Source organism: Paenibacillus sp. J31R30 (genome assembly GCF_059692115.1).
Window position 1 is genome coordinate 1,286,194 of record NZ_JCAUAV010000001.1, and the last position, 21,231, is coordinate 1,307,424.

General features: G+C 43.5%; 16 protein-coding genes. All 16 read left to right on the plus strand.

The features are described 5' to 3' along the window. The first annotated feature begins 9 nt into the window (after positions 1–9). A complete protein-coding gene (locus AC58QO_RS05065; protein ID WP_497264164.1) occupies positions 10–1,155 on the plus strand; it encodes a 1-deoxy-D-xylulose-5-phosphate reductoisomerase in 1,146 nt (381 codons plus the stop codon). 268 nt (positions 1,156–1,423) lie between these two features. After that, positions 1,424–2,683 (plus strand): RIP metalloprotease RseP, encoded by a 1,260-nt coding sequence (gene rseP, locus AC58QO_RS05070; RefSeq protein ID WP_497264165.1) that lies wholly within the window; start codon positions 1,424–1,426, stop codon positions 2,681–2,683. A gap of 21 nt (positions 2,684–2,704) precedes the next feature. Beyond that, on the plus strand, positions 2,705–4,153 hold the full coding sequence (proS, locus tag AC58QO_RS05075; protein ID WP_497264166.1) for a proline--tRNA ligase: 1,449 nt from the start codon (positions 2,705–2,707) through the stop codon (positions 4,151–4,153). Between the two features lie 65 nt (positions 4,154–4,218). Continuing rightward, positions 4,219–8,529, plus strand: coding sequence for a PolC-type DNA polymerase III (locus tag AC58QO_RS05080; protein ID WP_497264167.1), 4,311 nt, complete (start codon positions 4,219–4,221; stop codon positions 8,527–8,529). 232 nt (positions 8,530–8,761) lie between these two features. Continuing rightward, positions 8,762–9,226 (plus strand): ribosome maturation factor RimP, encoded by a 465-nt coding sequence (rimP, locus tag AC58QO_RS05085; RefSeq protein WP_497264168.1) that lies wholly within the window; start codon positions 8,762–8,764, stop codon positions 9,224–9,226. A gap of 36 nt (positions 9,227–9,262) precedes the next feature. Next, complete coding sequence (gene nusA / locus AC58QO_RS05090; RefSeq protein ID WP_497264169.1) at positions 9,263–10,360, plus strand: transcription termination factor NusA; 1,098 nt, start codon at positions 9,263–9,265, stop codon at positions 10,358–10,360. 29 nt (positions 10,361–10,389) lie between these two features. Further along, positions 10,390–10,704 carry an RNase P modulator RnpM gene (gene rnpM / locus AC58QO_RS05095; RefSeq protein ID WP_065853834.1) on the plus strand — a complete coding sequence of 105 codons (315 nt, stop codon included), beginning with the start codon at positions 10,390–10,392 and terminating at the stop codon, positions 10,702–10,704. Further along, entirely contained in the window at positions 10,694–11,023 is a 330-nt protein-coding gene (locus AC58QO_RS05100; RefSeq protein ID WP_497264170.1) for a L7Ae/L30e/S12e/Gadd45 family ribosomal protein, read from the plus strand. The genes rnpM and AC58QO_RS05100 overlap by 11 nt, the downstream gene beginning before the upstream one ends. Further along, a complete protein-coding gene (gene infB / locus AC58QO_RS05105) occupies positions 11,013–13,931 on the plus strand; it encodes a translation initiation factor IF-2 (protein WP_497264171.1) in 2,919 nt (972 codons plus the stop codon). The genes AC58QO_RS05100 and infB overlap by 11 nt, the downstream gene beginning before the upstream one ends. A gap of 6 nt (positions 13,932–13,937) precedes the next feature. After that, positions 13,938–14,297, plus strand: coding sequence for a 30S ribosome-binding factor RbfA (rbfA, locus tag AC58QO_RS05110; RefSeq protein WP_056625044.1), 360 nt, complete (start codon positions 13,938–13,940; stop codon positions 14,295–14,297). After that, a complete protein-coding gene (locus AC58QO_RS05115) occupies positions 14,294–15,295 on the plus strand; it encodes a DHH family phosphoesterase (protein WP_497264172.1) in 1,002 nt (333 codons plus the stop codon). The genes rbfA and AC58QO_RS05115 overlap by 4 nt, the downstream gene beginning before the upstream one ends. Further along, positions 15,292–16,206 (plus strand): tRNA pseudouridine(55) synthase TruB, encoded by a 915-nt coding sequence (gene truB, locus AC58QO_RS05120; RefSeq protein ID WP_497264173.1) that lies wholly within the window; start codon positions 15,292–15,294, stop codon positions 16,204–16,206. Before AC58QO_RS05115 ends, truB begins: the two co-directional genes overlap by 4 nt. Positions 16,207–16,253: 47 nt before the next feature. Beyond that, positions 16,254–17,201, plus strand: coding sequence for a bifunctional riboflavin kinase/FAD synthetase (locus tag AC58QO_RS05125; RefSeq protein ID WP_497264174.1), 948 nt, complete (start codon positions 16,254–16,256; stop codon positions 17,199–17,201). A 154-nt stretch (positions 17,202–17,355) separates the two neighbouring features. Further along, complete coding sequence (rpsO, locus tag AC58QO_RS05130) at positions 17,356–17,625, plus strand: 30S ribosomal protein S15 (RefSeq protein WP_028558319.1); 270 nt, start codon at positions 17,356–17,358, stop codon at positions 17,623–17,625. A 267-nt stretch (positions 17,626–17,892) separates the two neighbouring features. After that, positions 17,893–19,995, plus strand: coding sequence for a polyribonucleotide nucleotidyltransferase (locus AC58QO_RS05135; RefSeq protein WP_497264175.1), 2,103 nt, complete (start codon positions 17,893–17,895; stop codon positions 19,993–19,995). 199 nt (positions 19,996–20,194) lie between these two features. Then, entirely contained in the window at positions 20,195–21,172 is a 978-nt protein-coding gene (locus AC58QO_RS05140; protein ID WP_497264176.1) for a polysaccharide deacetylase family protein, read from the plus strand. Positions 21,173–21,231 lie beyond the last annotated feature (59 nt).

Here is a 21,231-nt window from a genome sequence, read left to right on the forward strand (position 1 = left end):
TTGAAACAAATGAAGAAAATTTCCATCTTGGGTTCGACAGGATCCATTGGGACTCAAACCTTAGATATTGTGCAACATTCGCCTGAAAAGTTTCAAGTCGAAGCGATATCAGCTGGTTATAACCGTGATCTCGTTATTGAGCAGGCCAAACAATTTCGTCCCAAACTTGTGTCAGTTGCTACAAAGGAATTGGCAGATGATGTTGCAAGTCAACTACCTTCGGGTATCAAGGTTCTTTATGGTGAAGAAGGACTATTAGAAGTCGCTGCGTCAACAGATGCAGATATGCTTGTGAGTGCACTCGTTGGTAGTCAAGGTTTGAAACCTACGTTAGCCGCGATTGAAGCAGGTAAAGATATTGGACTTGCCAACAAAGAGACATTAGTAAGTGCAGGTCATATCGTAACAGAAGCGGTGGCTCGTAAAGGTGTTGCTTTGCTGCCCATTGATAGTGAGCATTCTGCTATTTTTCAGTGTTTAAATGGTGAAAAACGTTCCCAAATCGCTCAGATTACCATCACAGCGTCTGGCGGCTCTTTCCGAGATCGTACTCGGGAACAATTAGTGGGAGTAACGGTGGATGCTGCGCTTAAACATCCGAACTGGTCTATGGGTGCCAAAATTACAATTGATTCCGCTACGATGGTAAACAAAGGGCTTGAAGTAATCGAAGCACATTGGCTTTTCGGGTTGTCGTATGGAGATATCAAGGTCATCCTTCATCCAGAAAGCGTCATTCATTCTTATGTTGAATTTGTGGATAATAGTGTCATTGCACAGTTAGGTAATCCTGATATGAGGGTTCCGATTCAATATGCTTTAACCTATCCGGATCGGTTTCCCACGCCAACCTCAAAACTGGACCTTGCAACGATCGGTAAACTTCATTTCCGTGAAATGGATTATGCGCGTTTCCCTTGCTTGCGTATGGCATTTGAGAGTGGTAAACAGGGTGGAATAACACCTACTATTTATAATGCTGCCAATGAGATTGCGGTGGCTCGTTTTCTTAATGGAGATATTTCCTTTTTACAAATTGAAGATATTATTGAAGCAGCGTTACAAAAACATGAGTTCTTTGCGAATCCTACACTTGAGTTCATTCACGAGCAAGATCAATGGGCTCGATCATTTGCTGCATCAATTCGCTTCTAATTGCTAGTAAGAGCTAAGGTCAGTTACGTGGCTCAGCTCTTTTTTCAATTTTCCACACCTAGGCGGGTAAGTGAAGTCTAATTATTTCTCTGATATCGTATACTGACCTGAGCGGGCATAGCTTGTATTCAGCAGTTCAATAGTGGTAATCTAAGAACAAGAACAGCTGATCTTAAGTTGATGTTTAGAAGTTAGTTTTAACTGAAAGCATCTGGTCATTGGTACATAGGATAGTTTTCTGAAGAAAACCCGAAGGAGGAAATACGACTTGTCGGCCATTGAAGTTGGGTTAAAGGTTATTTTGTTGTTTTTCGTTCTTGTTACGATTCATGAATGGGGTCATTTTTACTTTGCAAAACGGGCAGGTATTTTGGTTCGTGAATTTGCAATTGGCTTCGGTCCCAAAATTTTTTCATATAAAAAAGGGGAGACCCGATATACGTTGCGAATCTTACCGATTGGTGGCTTTGTTCGTATGGCGGGAGAAGACCCGGAAATTGTTCAAGTAAATCCTGGACAGACGGTTGCTATTAAATTAAATAAACTTAATCAAGTCACGTTCTTATATCTGGATCAATTAGATCGACGTTCGAATGTCATCATTGGCGTTGTGGAACAAATTGATTTAGAGAGAGCACTTCGCTTATCCCTTGATGTCGACGGTGAGAAAGTGACCTACCCGATTGATCCGCAAGCGATGATGGTTACGAAAGGTACCGAAACGCAAATCGCGCCTTACGATCGTCAATTTGGCTCCAAATCGGTAGGGAAACGTGCGATAGCAATCGTCATGGGACCTGTGATGAACTTTATATTGGCTATCGTCCTGTTTTTCATTGTTGTGATTATGTCAGGCGTTTTCACGAATGTAAAGCTGGATTCCGTACTTGCTGGCAAAGCAGGTGAGAAGTCTGGTCTGCAGAAGGGCGACGTTATCATGTCTATTGATAAGCAGCCTATCGGGGATGATCGCGAGAAACTCGTTACTGCGATACAATCCTCTGCAGGGAAGCCCATGACATGGGTCATTGATCGTGCTGGCAATCCAATTACTCTCCAAGTAACACCTGAGATGGAAGCAGGAGCAGGCAAGCTTGGCGTTGTCATTAGCGGCGACCGCAGAAGTGCAACGCTTGGTGAAGTATTTACAGGGACGTATGACCAAGTTGTAGGTACAACCATAGGCATTGTAACGGGCTTGCAAAAGCTAGTCATGCTGCAGTTCAAACTTGATGATCTCGGCGGTCCTGTTCGAACAGCTCAAGTATCCGCTGAATTTGCCAAAATGGGACTGACCTACTTAATTTCTTGGGCAGCTACATTAAGCTTGTATCTTGGAATTTTCAATTTATTGCCAATCCCAGCGCTAGACGGAAGTCGTCTGCTCTTTATGGGCTTAGAAGCATTAAGAGGTAAACCGATTGATCCGAATCGAGAGAGTATGGTTCACTTTGTCGGGTTTGCATTGCTTATGCTGCTAATGGTAGCTGTTACGTACAATGATATTTTACGATTGATTAAGGGTTAGTCCTAATCTGTGGGAGGGTTTATGTCAAACGATAAGCAATTTGTCAAAGAAATTACACCACAAGGAGAAGATTTCTCCCGCTGGTACATAGATGTTATTAAAAAAGCAGATTTGATGAGTTATTCTCCGGTACGTGGTTGTATCGTATTTAAACCGGATGGTTATGAGATTTGGGAAAATATTCAGCGTGAGCTGGATAGCAAGTTCAAAGAAACGGGACATCGCAATGCGTACTTCCCGTTATTTATCCCGGAGAGCTTTTTCCAAAAGGAAAAAGAGCACGTCGAGGGCTTTAATCCAGAGCTGCCTTGGGTAACTGAAGCAGGTGGAGAGAAGTTAGAAGAGCGTTTGGCTATTCGTCCAACCTCCGAAACGATGATCGGTCACATGTATGCCGAGTGGATTAATTCCTATCGCGATCTTCCGTTACTCATCAACCAATGGGCGAACGTCGTTCGTTGGGAGAAGCGGACACTGCCTTTCCTTCGGACAACTGAGTTCTTATGGCAGGAAGGGCATACGGCTCATGAGGACGAGCAGGACGCTCGCCGCGAAACGATGCAAATGCTGGATGTGTATCGCCAATTTGCAGAGGATTTCCTTGCTATTCCAGTTATCGTCGGTCAAAAGACACCATCTGAGAGATTTGCTGGTGCGATTGATACATTCTCTATTGAAGCTATGATGAAAGACGGTAAAGCCGTTCAAGCAGGAACTTCCCATTATCTAGGTACCAAATTCGCTGTTGCTTTCGATATCAAATTCTTGGATCGTGAAAATCAGCATCAATTTGCGCATACAACATCATGGGGAGTTAGTACGCGATTAATCGGTGCTCTTATCATGGTTCACGGTGATGATCGCGGTTTAGTTCTGCCACCGAAGGTTGCGCCTACACAAGTCATCATGATTCCAATCGGACCTCCTAAGACTCGTGAACAGGTTATTGGACGCGTTGACGAGCTGTATGCCGAGTTGAAAAAAGCTGGCGTTCGTGTCAAAGTCGATGATCGATCAGATCAAAGTCCTGGTTGGAAATTCAACGAGTATGAGATGCGCGGCGTTCCAATTCGTGTAGAACTCGGTCCTCGTGACATGGAAAATGGCGTGGTTGTACTTGTTTCTCGCGTAAGCGGAGAGAAGAAAATTGTTCAACAAGCTGACTTCGTGCAAGAAGTTCAAAATTTACTTGCTGAGATTCATCAGCAGATGTATGATAAAGCGAAGCAATTCCGTGACGAGCATTACATTGCGGTAGATACGATCGATGAATTTAAAACATTTTTGGAGACGAAACGCGGATTTGCCTTGGCTGGCTGGTGTGGATCTGATGCTTGCGAAGCGCAAGTGAAGGAAGAAACAGGAGCAACAAGCCGTAATATCCCGTTCACACCATCCGAAACCAAATCGACTTGTGTTGTTTGCGGCGACGCTGCTAAGCATACGGTGGTCTTTGGTCGAAGCTATTAATTACAATCAAGGGCATATGGAGGTCTAACTCCATTGCCCTTGGTATGTTTATGGGGAGGCTGTTCATGAGTAATTTGGCTGATAAACGGAATCGCTTTGAGCTTTTGATGCAGCAAGCCGAGATTCCAGCCGATGTTGTACGGTCATATTTTGCAGAAGGGTACATAGATCAAGTAGAAATTAGTCGAAAAAATCGCGACTGGACGTTCTATTTGGTTAAAAATGACCTTGTGCCTCTGAACATTTATCGTTCATTTTGTAAAATGATTCAAGAGAAATTCGCGCAAATCGCGAAAATCCGCTTTATATGGAAGTACGAGCAGGCTGAACCGGCCGAGCTTGTTGAAGAGTACTGGAGTTTATTTATGGAATGGTTGCAGCGGGAAGTACCCTCTGTGAATGGCTGGATGTCGAAAGCAAAGTTCGAGGTGCAGGGGCATGCACTTTCGTTGGTTATGTTGGATGCCATTGGACTTGAGCTTGCGAAGAAAAAAAATATCGATATGTTTATTCGGAACTTTTTCCATAATTTTTTCCAAACGGAATTATCCGTCAAATATGCAATGAGTGATTCGACTGAAATCGTTGCGGAGTATGAGAAATTTGCGAAGCAACGTGAGCAAGGTGAAAAATCATACACCCAAGAAATCATGATGTCCATCGACATGGAGGAAGAAGAGTCCTCTTTGCCAGAGGGCGATTTGAAACTTGTTATGGGTATTGATATAAAGGAAGTTCCAACTCCGCTGAAGGATATTCAAGAAGAAGAGAAGAAAATTGCGGTACAAGGTACCGTATTTGGATTAGATGTGAAGGAATTACGAAATGGAAACACGCTATTTACGTTTAACATTACGGATTTCAGCGATTCACTTGCGATGAAGGTTTTTGCCAAGACCAAAGATGACGTGAAAATCATGAGCCTTCTTGCTAATGGCACTTGGATTCGAGCTAGAGGGAAAGTCGAGTACGATCGTTTCATGCCTATTCCTGAGCTTGTGATGATCCCGAATGATCTCTACGAAGTAATGGCGCCAAGGGATCGTATGGATGATGCTGCGGAGAAGCGTGTTGAGTTCCATTTGCACACGACGATGAGTACGATGGACGCGTTGACACCGATAGATCACTATGTGAAGATGGCGGCCAAATGGGGACATAAAGCGATCGCAGTGACAGATCATAGTAATATTCAATGTTTTCCTGATGCGGGTAAAGCGGCCAAAAAGCATGGCATCAAAGTGATTTATGGTGTTGAAGCAAATGTTGTTAATGATTCCGTACCGATTGTTATGAATGGTCGAGATATCGATTTGAAACAAGCGACTTATGTAATTTTCGACGTGGAGACGACGGGTCTTTCGGTAACCAATAATCGCATCATTGAGCTAGCCGGTGTGAAAATGCAGGATGGCAAAGAAATCGATCGGTTCGCCACATTCATTAATCCACATGAGAAAATCCCTTATAACATCCAGCAATTAACGAATATCAATGATGATATGGTAAAGGATGCTCCGGATATTGAGGACGAGCTTCCTAAGTTTGTTGAGTTTATTGGGGATTGCGTGCTCGTTGCGCATAATGCCCGATTTGATATGGGCTTTCTCCAGTCGAATTTAAAGCGAATGAACTTGCCGGAGGTTACGAATCCGGTTCTTGATACGCTGGAGCTTGCGAGATTTCTTTTCCCATCCATGAAGAATCATCGCTTAAACACGTTGTCTGATAAATTCAAGGTAGGTCTAGATAATCATCACCGAGCGATTGATGACTCGATTGCGCTTGGTTATGTGCTTTATCATTTAATTAATGAGGCTAATGATCGACAGATTACGAGTCTAGCGAAACTAAATGACTATGTAGGTAAAGATTTGTCGAATCAACGACCATTCCATTGCTGTATTTATGCTTTGAACCCGGTAGGGAAGAAAAATCTCTTTAAACTGATCTCATTGTCTCATACTACTTACCTGCAGCGAGCTGCTACGATTCCGAAGAGTGTCTTAGTTGAGCATAGAGAGGGACTCTTGATTACCTCTGGTTGTGAAAAAGGGGAGTTTTTCGAAGCTGTACTTAATAAATCAATTGAAGAAGCCGAGCAAGTTTCGGAGTTTTATGACATCTTAGAAATTCAACCAGTCAGTTATAACATGCATCTCGTTGAAAAGGGTCTTGTAGGTTCTGTCGAAGATCTTGAGAATGCCGTTCGTCGCGTATGTGAAATTGGTTATAAAACCGGGAAACCCGTCATTGCGACAGGTAATGTTCATTATCTCAATCCGCGGGAAAAAGTATGCCGTGACATCACGATTAATGGGATAACAGGTTTTAGTCCATTGAAAGCGATGAAGAAGCCGGATGCGCATTTCCGCACTACCAAGGAGATGCTGGAAGAGTTCAAGTTTTTAGGTCAAGAGAAGGCCATTGAGGTCGTCATTCGAAGTACGAATGATCTTGCAGATCGTTTTGAATCCATCGAACTCTTCCCGGACAAGCTCTTCACTCCTATTATCGAAGGTGCTGACGAAGAGATTCGTTCGACTTGCTATAATACTGCGAAAAGCATGTATGGCGAAGAACTGCCAGAAGTGATTATTGCTCGATTAGAGAAAGAGCTTGTACCGATTATTAAATTTGGATTCTCTGCCAACTATTTGATTTCGGAACGACTAGTGAAAAAATCGAATGCGGACGGATATCTCGTAGGTTCCCGGGGATCTGTTGGATCTTCTGTCGTTGCGATGATGTTGGGCATTTCCGAGGTTAATCCATTGCCTCCACACTATATTTGTCTTACTTGCAGGCATAGTGAGTGGTTCTTAGACGGTAGCGTTCCGAGTGGTTTCGACTTACCTAATAAAGTCTGTCCTTCGTGCGGCGGGAATTTAAAAGGGGATGGTCATGACATTCCTTTCGAAACGTTCCTAGGCTTTAAAGGGGATAAAGTTCCCGATATCGATTTGAACTTCTCCGGTGTTTATCAGCCCGTTGCTCATAACTTCACGAAGGAGATTTTTGGACCTAAGAATGTATTCCGAGCCGGGACTATTGGTACTGTCGCTGAGAAAACCGCGTTCGGATTCGTTAAGAAGTATGAGGAAGAACAAGGCCAGAAATGGCGCGGAGCGGAAATTGCTCGATTGGCCTCAGGTTGTACAGGGGTAAAAAGAAGCACAGGGCAGCATCCAGGCGGGATTGTTGTAGTTCCGGATTATATTGAGGTCGATGATATTACGCCGGTTCAATTTCCAGCCGATGACAAAAACTCGGAGTGGATGACGACTCATTTTGACTATCATGCCTTCGATGCGAACTTGCTTAAATTAGATATTCTTGGACACGACGATCCGACGATGATGAGGATGCTTCAGGATTTGACTGGTATCGATCCAACTACCATTCCGATGAATGATGCGAAAGCCATGAGTATTTTCAATTCTACGGATGCTCTTGGAGTAAGACCTGATCAGATTCGTTCCCCTGTGGCAACGTACGGTGTTCCTGAAATGGGTACCAAATTCGTTCGTCAAATGCTTCAGGAGACACAACCATCCTCTTTTGCCGATTTATTGCAAATTTCAGGATTGTCTCATGGAACAGGTGTTTGGTTAGGGAACGCACAAGAACTCATTAAAAAAGGAATATGTAACATTAAAACAGTTATCGGCTGTCGGGATGATATCATGCTCTATTTGATCTATAAAGCGGGCATGGATGCAGGTCTTGCTTTTAAAATCACGGAGAGCGTTCGTAAAGGCAAGGGTTTAACCGACGAGTGGAAAGATGAGATGAAACGCTGTAATGTCCCTGCGTGGTATATTGAATCCTGTGAACGGATTGAGTATATGTTTCCAAAAGCTCATGCTGCTGCTTACGTTATCTCTGCTGTTCGAACGGCCTACTTCAAGGTATATCACCCAATCGCTTACTATGCTACTTACTTTAGTGTTCGTGCAGCGGACTTTGATCTTGAACTTTTATGTCAGGGGTATGAAGCGATTCTCAGACAATTAGTTGAGATTGAAGCGAAAGGATTCCAAGCGCTTCCGAAAGAGAAAGCGATGGTTTCCATTCTTGAAATGTCATTAGAAATGACATCACGCGGGTTTAGCTTCAAGCCAATTGATATTTATCGTTCTGACGCAACGAAGTTTATCATCGATGGCACCTCTTTAATTCCTCCTTTTGCTGCGATGTCGGGGATAGGTGAAAGTGCTGCGAAAAATATTGCAGCTGCGAAGGATGACGGGGATTTCTTATCGATTGAGGATTTCCAGAATCGTTCCAAAGCGTCCAAGACGGTGATTGAATTGTTAAGTCAAATGGGCTGCTTCCGCGGCTTGCCAGAATCCAATCAACTCTCATTGTTCTAGTAGGGAATTGCTTCCGAAGCCAGTTTTTCTACGAAAAACTTTTAGCTGTCAAGTGAAAATGATTAACAAGTTTGCTATTGTAATGCAAAGAATGGTTATGGTATAATTTTTATTGGCAATAATGAGGATATCATCTTGTGATTAAAGAGTGGGGAAACCCACTCTTTACATTTTGATATAGGACTTTTTCGGCTACGACGAGGAGAAGTCAATTTAGGAGGTACACATATCCGTGGCTACACAAGAGCAAATCAAATCCATCATTGCGGACATGCTGAAGGATTTTGTTGAACAAAATGGGTTTGAAATCGTTGATATTGAATATGTCAAAGAGGGCAGCAATTGGTTCCTTCGTGTCTATGCTGACAAAGAAGGCGGAATTGATATAGATGATTGCGGCCGCATCAGTGAATACTTAAGTGTTCAATTGGATGAGAAAGATCCGATTACTGATGCTTATTTCTTGGAAGTTTCTTCACCAGGGGCAGAACGTCCGCTCAAGAAAACACAAGATTTTTATAAAGCCGTGAACAGTCACGTATTTGTTACCACGTATGAGCCGATCGATGGTTCTAAGGAATTTGAAGGATTGTTGCTGTCTTATGACGAGGAAGTTCTCGTGATTGAGATTGGTAAAAAGAAAATTAGCATATCGGTGGCTAAAATCGCAAGCGCACGTCTTGCTATCGTATTTTAGTGATCGTTACTTATTGAAGGGGGGGACTCAGTTCAAATGAACACGGATTTTATTGAAGCGCTGTCGGAAATTGAACGAGAGAAGGGTATCTCCAAGGAGCTACTCATTGATGCTATTGAAGCGGCGATGATTTCAAGTTATAAACGTAATTTCAACACGGCACAGAACGTGCGTGTGGATATCAATCGACATACGGGTCTTATCAAGGTATATGCACGAAAGACCGTTACAGAGGAAGTATTGGATCCGAGATTGGAAATTTCTGTGCATGCTTCGCGTGAAATTAATCCAAATTACCAATTGGATGATATTGTTGAAATTGAAGTGACGCCTCGTGATTTTGGACGTATTGCAGCACAAACCGCTAAACAGGTCGTAACGCAACGAATCCGCGAAGCCGAGCGTGGCTTAATTTATAATGCTTTTATCGATAAAGAAGAAGATATTGTAACTGGTATCCTGCAGCGCCAAGATCAACGTAATATTTATGTTGACCTAGGTAAAGTAGAAGCTGTTCTTCCTCTTACGGAGCTAATGCCTACGGATAAGTTCAAACAGGGAGATCGTATTAAAGCGTATATCACGAAAGTCGAGAATACGACCAAGGGTCCTCAAATTATTTTATCAAGAACACATCCAGGTTTGTTAAAGCGTCTATTTGAGCTTGAAGTGCCTGAGATTTTTGATGGCGTAGTTGAGATTCGTTCCGTTGCACGTGAAGCAGGCTTCCGTTCAAAGATTGCTGTTCATTCTCGCAACCCAGAGGTTGATCCAGTAGGTTCTTGTGTAGGTCCTAAAGGATTGCGTGTTCAAACGATCGTTACTGAGCTGCGCGGTGAGAAAATTGATATCGTTCGCTGGATGGAGAGCGTGGAAGAGTACGTGGCGAATGCCCTTAGCCCTTCTAAAGTGCTTGAAGTTCAGATTCATGAAAATGAAAAAATGGCGCGCGTCATTGTGCCTGATTATCAGCTTTCTTTGGCAATTGGGATTAAAGGTCAGAATGCACGGTTAGCTGCCAAGTTAACTGGCTGGAAGATTGATATCAAGAGTGAAACACAAGCAGAACAAGAATATGGAAGAGTAAAAACTTATTCGGAAGAGATGCATCAGGATTCGATTAGCATCGATTAAGTTTTTGTTAGGAACAAGGGGTGATCGGAATGAAGCAGAGAAAAATCCCTCTGAGAAAATGCGTTGCCTGCCAGGAAATGATGCCGAAGAGGGACTTGATCCGCGTCGTCAAAACGCCTGAGGATGACATTCTCATTGATCTCAAGGGGAAGAAGTCTGGGCGCGGTGCCTACCTGTGCGGTAAAGTTTCTTGTTTTAAATTGGCAAAGAAAAGCAAAGCCCTGGATAGAGCTCTGAAGCATGCCGTAGGCGCAGATATTTATGACCAACTGGAACAAGATTTCATTCGTGTGGAAGATGAATTCCTTTCTTCGAAAGAGGAGGAATCGGAAGATGAATCCTAAATTTTTTAATCAATTAGGATTGGCAATGAGAGCCGGAAAGCTTGTAACGGGTGATGAAGGTGTTTTCAAAGCAATTCGCGCGGGTGAAGCCAAGCTTGTTATCATGGCGGAGGACGCTTCAGCTAATACACGTAAGAAATTTCAAGATAAATGCCAATTTTATGGGGTTAAGCTCATGGAAATCGGTACGAAGTATGAATTGGGCCGCAGCATTGGGAAAGAGATGCGTGTCACCATAGGTGTATTGGACGGAGGCTTCGCGCAGATGCTGCAGAAGAGTCAAGAAAATCCTGCGGAGGTGAAACATATTGACCAATAAACAAGATAATAAAGATAAGACACGCGTGTACGAATACGCGAAGCAGCTCAATATGAGCAGCAAAGAAATTATTACCATTCTCAAACGATTAAATATACCTGTTAACAACCATATGAGTGTAATGGAGAATGACGCGGTTAGCAGTGTGGAAAAGTTTTTTAGAGATATTAAAGCTAATGCGGCTGCCAAACGAGCAGCTACGGACGGAGGAAATGTGAGTTCATCTACGACGAATCAGAATCCTGCATCGCAGGCTCCAGCACAAGAGAATAAAGGTGCAGTAACTCCTGCGGCTAAGCCGTCAGCAGTTACAGAACAATCGACTACGCAACCAACAACGGGTGCAGTAACTCCTCAGCCAAGTCAATCAACACAAAACACATCAAGTCGCCCACCACAGTCACGTCCAAGTGGTCAAAGCAGCAATTATCAAGGCGGTAATCGTCCTAGTAGCCAAGGCGGACAACGTACGGGCTATCAAGGTTCCAATCCGAATGGTCGTCCTAGTGGTCAAGGATCCAGCCAAGGCGGACAACGTACAGGTTACCAAGGTTCCAATCCGGGTGGACAACGTCCAGCAGGTCAAGGATCCAGCCAAGGTGGACAACGTACAGGTTACCAAGGTTCCAACCCAGGTGGACAACGTCCAGCAGGCGGAAGCAGTGGTGGCTACAACAGCAGCCGTCCAGCTAGTCAAGGCTATAGCCAAAGTCAAGGGCAAGGACAAGGCGGAGCGCCACGCACGAACAGTAACTATGCTGGTTCTCGTCCTAGTCAAGGTACTGGAGGCCCTGGAGCAGGTGGTAGTGGTCAAAGCGCGAATAGCGGACGTCCTCAATCCAGTCCGAACCGTAGTGCTGGTCCTAACCGTCAGTCCAAGCCATTTGAAAATCGTAACAATAACCAAAGCGGAAGACCGGTTGTTCAAGAAGCGAAACCACAATTCCATGTTGGTGCAACAGCAGCTGAGTTGGACGATGCAGCAGCAAAAGCTGGTATTATCACAACGAAGAAATCCAAGCCAACGCCAAAACGTTTTGATGATAACAGATCTGGCGGCAATCGCGGTCCTGGCGGCAACAACAGAGGCAACCAACGCGGCAACAACAGAGGTCGTTACCAACAAGATATGGTTAAGAAAGAAAAAGTGGATAACACACCTAAGAAAATCATTGTTCGTGGCAATATGACTGTTGGTGAAACAGCGAAATTGCTTCACAAAGATGCTTCTGAAGTGATTAAAAAGCTCTTGTTCCTAGGAACAATGGCAACTATCAACCAAGAGCTAGATTTGGAAACCATTCAATTGATTGCGACTGAATTTGGCGTTGAAGTTGAAATTAAGATCAAAGTCGAAGAAGATAACTTCGAAACTTTCGAAGAGATCGATGACGAGGCTGATTTGCTCGAGCGTCCACCAGTTGTTACGATCATGGGTCACGTCGATCATGGTAAAACAACCTTGCTTGATGCCATTCGTAAAACGAGTGTAACAGAAGGCGAAGCAGGTGGAATCACGCAGCACATCGGTGCTTATCAAGTCGAAGTTAATCATAAGAAAATTACGTTCTTGGATACACCAGGTCACGAAGCGTTTACAACAATGCGTGCCCGCGGTGCTCAAGTTACGGATATTACAATTATCGTTGTAGCAGCCGATGACGGCGTAATGCCACAAACTGTAGAAGCGATTAGTCATGCTAAAGCGGCTGGTGTACCAATCATTGTAGCTGTGAACAAGATTGATAAAGAAGGCGCTAATCCTGATCAAATCAAGCAAGCTCTTACGGCTTACGAGTTAGTTCCGGAAGAGTGGGGCGGCGATACGATTTTCTGCGAAATTTCCGCTAAACAACGGATTGGTCTCGAAAACTTGCTTGAAATGATCTTGCTAGTAGCTGAAGTACAAGAGTACAAAGCTAATCCGAACAAGCGTGCTAGAGCGACTGTCATTGAAGCTGAATTGGATAAAGGAAGAGGCCCAGTGGCTAGAATCCTTATCCAGCATGGTACTTTGAAAGTAGGAGATAGCTTCGTTGCCGGCGTATGCTTCGGTCGTGTTCGTGCGATCGTGAACGATAAAGGTAAACGATTGAAAGAAGCAGGTCCTTCAACACCAGTTGAAATCACTGGTCTAACCGAGGTTCCACAAGCAGGGGATCCGTTCTTGGCATATGAAGATGAGCGTAAAGCAAGAGATATTGCTGACCGCCGTGCGATTGCACTTCGTCAATCCGAGATGACAGCTAATTCACGTGTTACACTTGAAGACCTCTTTAAACATATTAAAGATGGCGAAGTGAAAGATCTGAATGTTATTATCAAAGGTGACGTTCAAGGTTCTGTTGAAGCACTGAAAAGCTCTCTTGAGAAGATTGAAGTTGAGGGTGTTCGCGTTAAAATTCTTCACAATGGCGTTGGCGCAGTAACAGAGTCTGATATTATTCTGGCTTCTGCATCAAATGCGATTATTATTGGATTTAACGTTCGTCCTGAGCCTGCTGCGAAAGCAACAGCTGATCAAGAGAAAGTTGATATCCGCCTGCATAACATCATTTACAATGTCATTGAAGAAATCGAGCAAGCGATGAAAGGCATGCTGGATCCAATCTTCAAAGAAGTTGTTCTTGGTCAAGCTGAAGTTCGTAACGTTTTCAAAATTACGGGTTCAGGAACGATTGCTGGTTGTTATGTAACTTCAGGCAAAATTGCTCGTAATGCGCAAACCCGCTTAGTTCGTAGCGGAATCGTTGTTCATGAAGGCAAAATTGATTCCTTGAAACGATTCAAGGATGATCAAAAAGAAGTTGCACAAGGCTACGAATGTGGTATATCTCTTGAGCGTTATCATGATATTAAAGAGGGCGACATCATCGAAGCCTTTATCATGGAGTCCGTTGAGAGGTGATTATAAATGGCTAGAGTTCGTGTAGGTCGAGTTGGTGAACAAATTAAGAAAGAGTTAAGTCAAATTATTCAAGCTGAGCTAAAAGATCCTCGTATTGGTTTCATGACCGTTACAGGAGTCGAAGTGACGAATGATTTATCCCTGGCTCGTGTGTATCTAAGTGTAATGGGAACTGAAGAAGAGAAAGCTGCCACCCTTAAGGCGCTTTCTGTTGCTTCAGGATATATTCGCTCAGAGTTAGGCAAACGAATTCGTTTGCGCAAAATTCCAGAGCTTCAGTTTAAATTTGATGCTTCGATCGACTATGGGTCTCATATCGACCAATTGTTGTATAAGCTCAATCAGGAAGGAAATACAAACGTATGAATAACGGAATGATCCATGCCACCGAATACTGTCAGCAGCTGGCAGCAGCAGCTGCATTTATCGAGCAGCATGATGATTTCCTGGTCGTATCTCACATCCAACCGGATGGAGATGCAGCCAGTTCAACGTATGCAACGGGTTGGATTCTAAGTCAACTTGGAAAGTCGTTCACCATGATCAATGAGGGCGCTATGCCCTCTAAATTTTCCTATTTAGAAGGAAGTAAACAAACCATTGATTATAGTGAATCGGCACCGAATCGACTTTACCAAACCATCATAAGTGTAGATTGTGCTGATTTCTCCAGAATGGGTAGGATCAGCACTCTTTTTGATGAGCAGGCACGGTTACTCAATATTGACCATCATCCAACGAATGATCATTTTGGTTCCTGCCATTTAATTAAGCATGACGCCGCGGCAACGGTTCAAATTTTGTTCGATTTGGCGATACATATGAAGCTGCAGCCCGACATTACGTTTGGTGAATGTATTTATACCGGATTGCTGACGGATACAGGCGGCTTTCGATACTCGAATACTACATCAGAGGTCATGAAAATCGGCGCTTCGATGTTGGAGTTAGGTGTCAAAGGTGCCGAAATCGCGGAACACGTTCTTGAACGAATGACGTACTCGCAAATCGTACTTCTCCAAAAAGCGCTATCCACACTGTCCTTTGCATATGACCGAAGGCTGGCTTGGCTAGCTGTCTCATTAGCTGACTTAGAGATAACAGGTGCGTCGAGTGATGATTTGGATGGACTGGTCAATTATCCGCGCAATGTTGAAGGTGTCGAAGTGGGGATGCTGATTAAGGAGAAGGCAGCTGGTATCATTAAGGTAAGTCTTCGCTCCTCTGGACTAGTTGATGTTGCTGCTATTGCTCAATCGCTAGGCGGTGGAGGGCATGTTCGGGCGTCAGGATGTACAATCCATGGTACGCTAGAAGAAGCTATTGCTAGAATGGTTAAGGAAGTAGGGGACAAGCTGAAATGACGCTAGAAGGCATTTTGCCTGTTTGGAAACCAGCGGGCTTTACATCACATGATGTTGTCGCCAAAGTTAGAAGGATTTTGAGTATTAAAAGAATTGGTCATACCGGTACACTAGATCCGCAAGTGACAGGCGTTCTGCCACTTTGCATCGGTCGGGCAACTCGGATGGTTGAATACATTCAAGAACTTCCGAAGGAATATGAAGCTGTTCTGCGAATTGGCTTATCGACGGATACCGAAGATATGACGGGGACCGTTTTGGACGAAGTGTCGCATGTTTCACTCGAGGAAGGTCAAGTGCGTGAAGTTCTTGCATCTTTCATCGGGGACATCGAGCAGATTCCTCCTATGTTCTCAGCTGTCAAAATAGATGGCAGACGTCTTTATGAATTGGCTAGAGAAGGTAAAGAGGTTGAGCGGAAATCACGGAAAGCAACGATCTTTGAACTAGAAATTCTCGAGCTGAACTTGGATCAGAAACATCCCGAAATTCGTTTCCGTGCGAAATGCTCGAAGGGTACCTATATCAGAACATTATGTGTAGATATTGGGAAAGCACTTGGATATCCTGCCGTCATGGTAAGTTTGATTCGTACGTCAACAGGGAATATTCGCGAAGAGCAATGTTTAACGTTTGAGCAAATTGTTCAAATGAAAGAAGCAGGTACACTAGAGCAACATATGATTCCTATGGACATTGCCATCTCGCATATTCCTTCAATATCACTAACTGATCAAGAAGCTGTACATTCATTACAAGGTAAGAAAATAGCTCTAGCTGCGAATCGGGTGGCTCATGCAGATGCTTCACAAACCATATTTCGGGCCTATGCACCTGATGAACGATTTCTTGGTCTGTTTGAATGGAAAAGCACTAGCCACGTCTTGGTCCCGGCCAAAGTTTTCCTTTAATCATAACGTCGCGGGACGGGTTGAAATGGGTAGGTGAACGAACTTATATGAAAATAATACCAATATCATATCCGATGGATCTGGATCAGCTAGCCCAGTTTGTTGGCAAACAAGTGGTGGCCATTGGTGACTTTGATGGCGTTCATTTAGGACACCAAGAGGTTATTGGGCGGGCCTTGCATACGGCTAAGTCGCTTGGTCTGAAGTCGGCCATTATGACCTTCTATCCACATCCTAGGGCAGTAATGGGGCAAGATAAATACGTGGATCTTCTGACGCCAACGAAGAAGAAGATGGAGATTTTTGAGAGCATGGGTGTGAATCATACGTACATTGTAACGTTTGATGCTTCACTAATGCGATTATCTCCTGAACAATTCGTGGATCAAGTCCTTGATCGACTTGGCGTTGATAGCGTCATTTGCGGTTTTGATTTTACCTTTGGCTTTCAAGGTAAAGGTACTCCGGATTCTCTCTGCGAGTTGAGTCACGGGAAATTCTCTGTTGAAGTGGTGAGACCTTTTCATATGAATGGTGAAAAAGTAAGTAGTACGCGAATTCGAGAAGCTTTGCTGCAAGGTGAAGTGGAAACTGTGACTAGGCTGCTAGGACGTCCTTACAGCTTAAGCGGCACAGTGGTTGATGGTGCGAAGCGAGGTAGAACGCTTGGTTTTCCTACCGCAAATCTCCAATTGGACGAGCCTTATGTCAGTCCAACTAACGGTGTTTATGCGATTAAAGCAACAGTTCGCGGGGAAGTTTATCAAGGTGTCATGAATATTGGTGTGAAGCCAACGTTCGAGACAGGGGAATTAAAACCTTCGTTTGAAGCGCATTTATTCGAATTTTCTGAGCAAATTTATGGAGAAACCGTGATGGTTGAACTTATTTCTTTCCTTCGACCAGAGCGTAAATTTTCTTCGTTAGATGAATTAGTTACTCAAATTAAGCGTGACTCAGAAGAAGCTAAGCATAAATTGAACCTAGAGTCGTAATCATACATTTACTTCTACTAGTCATTTGTGATATACTGAATAACGTTGTCAAATGGACTTGTTCGTTTGACATGAACCTTAGCTTGGATTGACGTTTTCATCGGCGCTTTCTAGGCTAGCGGGGATACTAATAGAATTTAGGAGATGAACGATTATGGCAATTACGCAAGAGCGCAAAACACAACTGATTCAAACTCACAAGGTACACGATACCGACACAGGTTCACCTGAGGTACAAGTAGCAATCCTTACAGAAAACATTGTTAACCTTACAGACCACCTTCGTACGCACAAGAAAGATCACCACTCCCGTCGTGGTTTGCTTAAAATGGTTGGACAACGTCGTAAGTTGCTAGCATATGTTAAAAACAAAGATGTAAGCCGCTATAGTGCTTTGATTGCAAAGCTTGGTTTGCGTCGATAAAACCGACAATGAGAAGCAACCTGTTGCTCCTTTGCTAGGCTTGATAAAGCTCTGGCAGAGAGCAGCAAAAGGTTGCTTTTTCTTGTATTTTTAAAACGGGAAAAGAAGGAAATACTAGACATAACGCAGAAATAGAGGATAACTCCACAGCTAGCCCTTTTTGCATACATACGGAGTAGATTCGGATTGGTCTCTGGATCATTTGATTTCTGTACATGTTAATCAAACACATATTTTGAAATTCAAACCATGCCTTAGGAGGATTTTATGGAGACAAGGGTACAAATGGAACTTGGCGGTAAGCCGTTCATTCTTGAAACAGGCCGACTAGCCAAACAAGCCAATGCAGCAGTAACTGTTCGTTATGGCGACACGGTTGTGCTTAGCACAGTAACGGCTTCCAGCGGACCGAAAGATTTAGATTTCTTTCCGTTAACAGTGAACTACGAAGAAAGATTATATGCAGTTGGTAAAATCCCTGGTGGATTTATTAAACGTGAAGGACGTCCAAGTGAGAAAGCGATCCTTGCGAGCCGTTTAACGGATCGTCCGATTCGTCCGCTTTTTCCAGAAGGCTTCCGGAATGATGTTCAAATTGTGTCTATCGTCATGAGCGTAGACCAAGAATGTCCGCCAGAAATGGCAGCAATGATCGGTACGTCCGCGGCACTTGCGATTTCTGATGTTCCTTTTAACGGACCTGTAGGTGGCGTAATTGTTGGTCGTGTAGATGGTCAATTCGTCATTAACCCAACTGGTGAAGTAGCGGAGAAGAGTGACCTTCATCTGACAGTTGCTGGTACCAAAGACGCGATTATGATGGTTGAAGCTGGCGCGAAAGAAGTTTCTGAGGAAGTTGTCCTTGAAGCGATCATGTTCGGTCATGATGAAATTCGTAAGATCGTTGCAACAATTGAAGAACTGGTTGAGCAGGTTGGTAAGCCGAAAATGGAAGTAAAACTCCATGCGGTTGATGCTGAAGTAAATAGCGCGGTTCGTGAATTTGCTCAAGCTAGATTAGTTGATGCAATTAAAATCCCTGAAAAGCATGCAAGACAAGAAGCAATCGATGTTGTGAATGCAGATGCTGTAGCACATTTCACTACGTTGTACGTAGAAACTCCAGGCCTTCTAGGTGACGTGAAAGAAACGCTTTATGATATCGTGAAAGAAGAAGTTCGTCGCTTGATCACACATGATAAAGTAAGACCAGACGGACGTAAACCTGATGAAATTCGCCCGATTGAATGTGATGTCAACTTGTTGCCGCGTACACACGGCTCTGGCTTATTCACACGTGGACAAACACAAGCACTAAGCATTTGTACGTTAGGTGCGTTGGGTGATGTTCAAATCTTGGATGGATTAGATCTGACGGAAACTAAACGTTTCATGCATCACTATAACTTCCCGCCGTTCAGTGTTGGGGAAGCAAGACCATTGCGTCCACCAGGCCGTCGTGAGATTGGACATGGTGCGTTAGGTGAGCGAGCGATTGAGCCGATCATCCCGAACGAAGTTGAGTTCCCTTACACAATTCGTCTTGTGTCTGAAGTGTTGGAATCGAACGGTTCAACATCCCAAGCAAGTATATGTGCAAGTATTCTAGCGCTTATGGATGCTGGTGTACCCATTAAAGCTCCAGTTGCAGGTATTGCAATGGGTCTTATCAAAGACGGCGATCATTTCTCCATCCTGTCAGATATTCAAGGTATGGAAGATCACCTTGGTGATATGGATTTCAAGGTTGCTGGTACAGCTGAGGGGATCACGGCTTTACAAATGGATATCAAAATTGATGGTATCGATCGCAGTATCTTGCAGCAATCTTTGCAGCAAGCCAAAGAAGGCCGTTTGCACATTTTGAGCAAAATGGTATCCCGTATTTCCACACCAAACAAAAATCTATCGCAATATGCGCCTAAGATTCTTACGATGAACATCAATCCGGACAAAATCCGTGATGTTATTGGTGCAGGCGGTAAAATTATCAATAAAATCATTGAGGAAACTGGCGTGAAGATCGACATCGAGCAAGACGGCCGCGTATTCATTGCATCGTCGAATCAAGAAATGAACGAGAAAGCTCGTTCCATTATTGAAGGCATCGTGCGTGAAGTTATCGTAGGTGAAACTTACCTTGGTACAGTTAAACGCGTTGAGAAATTTGGCGCATTTGTTGAAATTTTACCTGGTAAAGAAGGTCTCGTTCATATTTCACAAATTTCTACAGAGCGTGTAGCAAAAGTAGAAGATGTTGTGAACGTTGGCGATCAGATTACAGTTAAAGTTACGGAAATTGATCAACAAGGAAGAGTTAATCTTTCACGCAAAGCAACGTTAACTTCACAAGTCTCTTCCCAAGGCTAGAGATTCAATTCGTGAAGTCGTTTCATTCATAGTTTTAGGATAAAGAGTCAGATCTATCTGTCTCTTTTTTGCTATTCTCAGCATGTAAGGACATGCACAGGTTCTACTCTTGTCCCAACTTTCATAAAATCAGGAGATAAAGAAAGGGGACCTGTGTATGCGCCATAAAAAATGGATTCTGTTTGGGAGTTTTTTTGCTATGGTTCTACTAACAGTGAACTCGATCCCAAGTATAGAAACCTATATACAAAGTGTGAAATACGATCATGCTCTATTCGTCGATGAGAAAGATTGGACAAGGGAAGAGGCTCGTCCTGTTTTTGCGTCTGCTAAGCAATCTATACTATTAGAGACGATAACCAAAGAAGCAGAGAAACGTAAGATAGCACCTATTAATGCCAAAGTAGATTCTGTTTGGAAAGCGATCCCTGGCTACAATGGATTAGAGGTAGATATTGAGGAGACGTTGAAGCTAGCAGAGCACCAATTAACACCTAACAAAATTAATTATGTGATGAAGGAAGTAGAGCCAAGTATTCAATTAAATGATCTTGGACCTAATCCTGTATATAAAGGCAATCCAAAGAAGCCAATGGTTTCTTTTATGATTAATGTCGCATGGGGCAATGAATTTTTGCCTAGTATGTTAGAAACGCTTCGTAAAGAGAATGTCCATGCTACATTCTTCTTTGATGGCTCTTGGTTGAAGAAAAATACGGATATGGCCAAACAAATTCAGAGCGAAGGTCACGAAATATCGAACCACGCGTACTCGCATAAAGACATGCGAAGTATTTCGCGGAGCAAAGCAGTTGAGGAAATTTCGAAAACTGAGGATTTACTTAAACTACTTGGTGTAAAAAATACATTGTTCGCGCCTCCTTCAGGTTATTTCAATCAAGAAACGATTCAGGTGGCCTCGGAATTCAAGTTGCAAACGGTGCTGTGGACATTTGATACGATCGATTGGAAAAATCCAGGCGCAAGTCGTATTCTTGAACGCTTATCAAGCAATGTTGAACCCGGTACTCTCATCTTAATGCATCCAACGGTTTCGTCTCGTGATGCGCTGCCAGGGATGATCAGTCTGATAAAGAAAAAAGGTCTCGTGCTTGGCACCGTTTCCGACCTTCTTTCCTCTAAAAGAGTCACTGGGCAGGGGAAAATCACGAATTAGTCATGAATTTCTGCCGCCAATTTGAGTCCTAGGCACATTTTTGTTAGACTGAGTAAGTA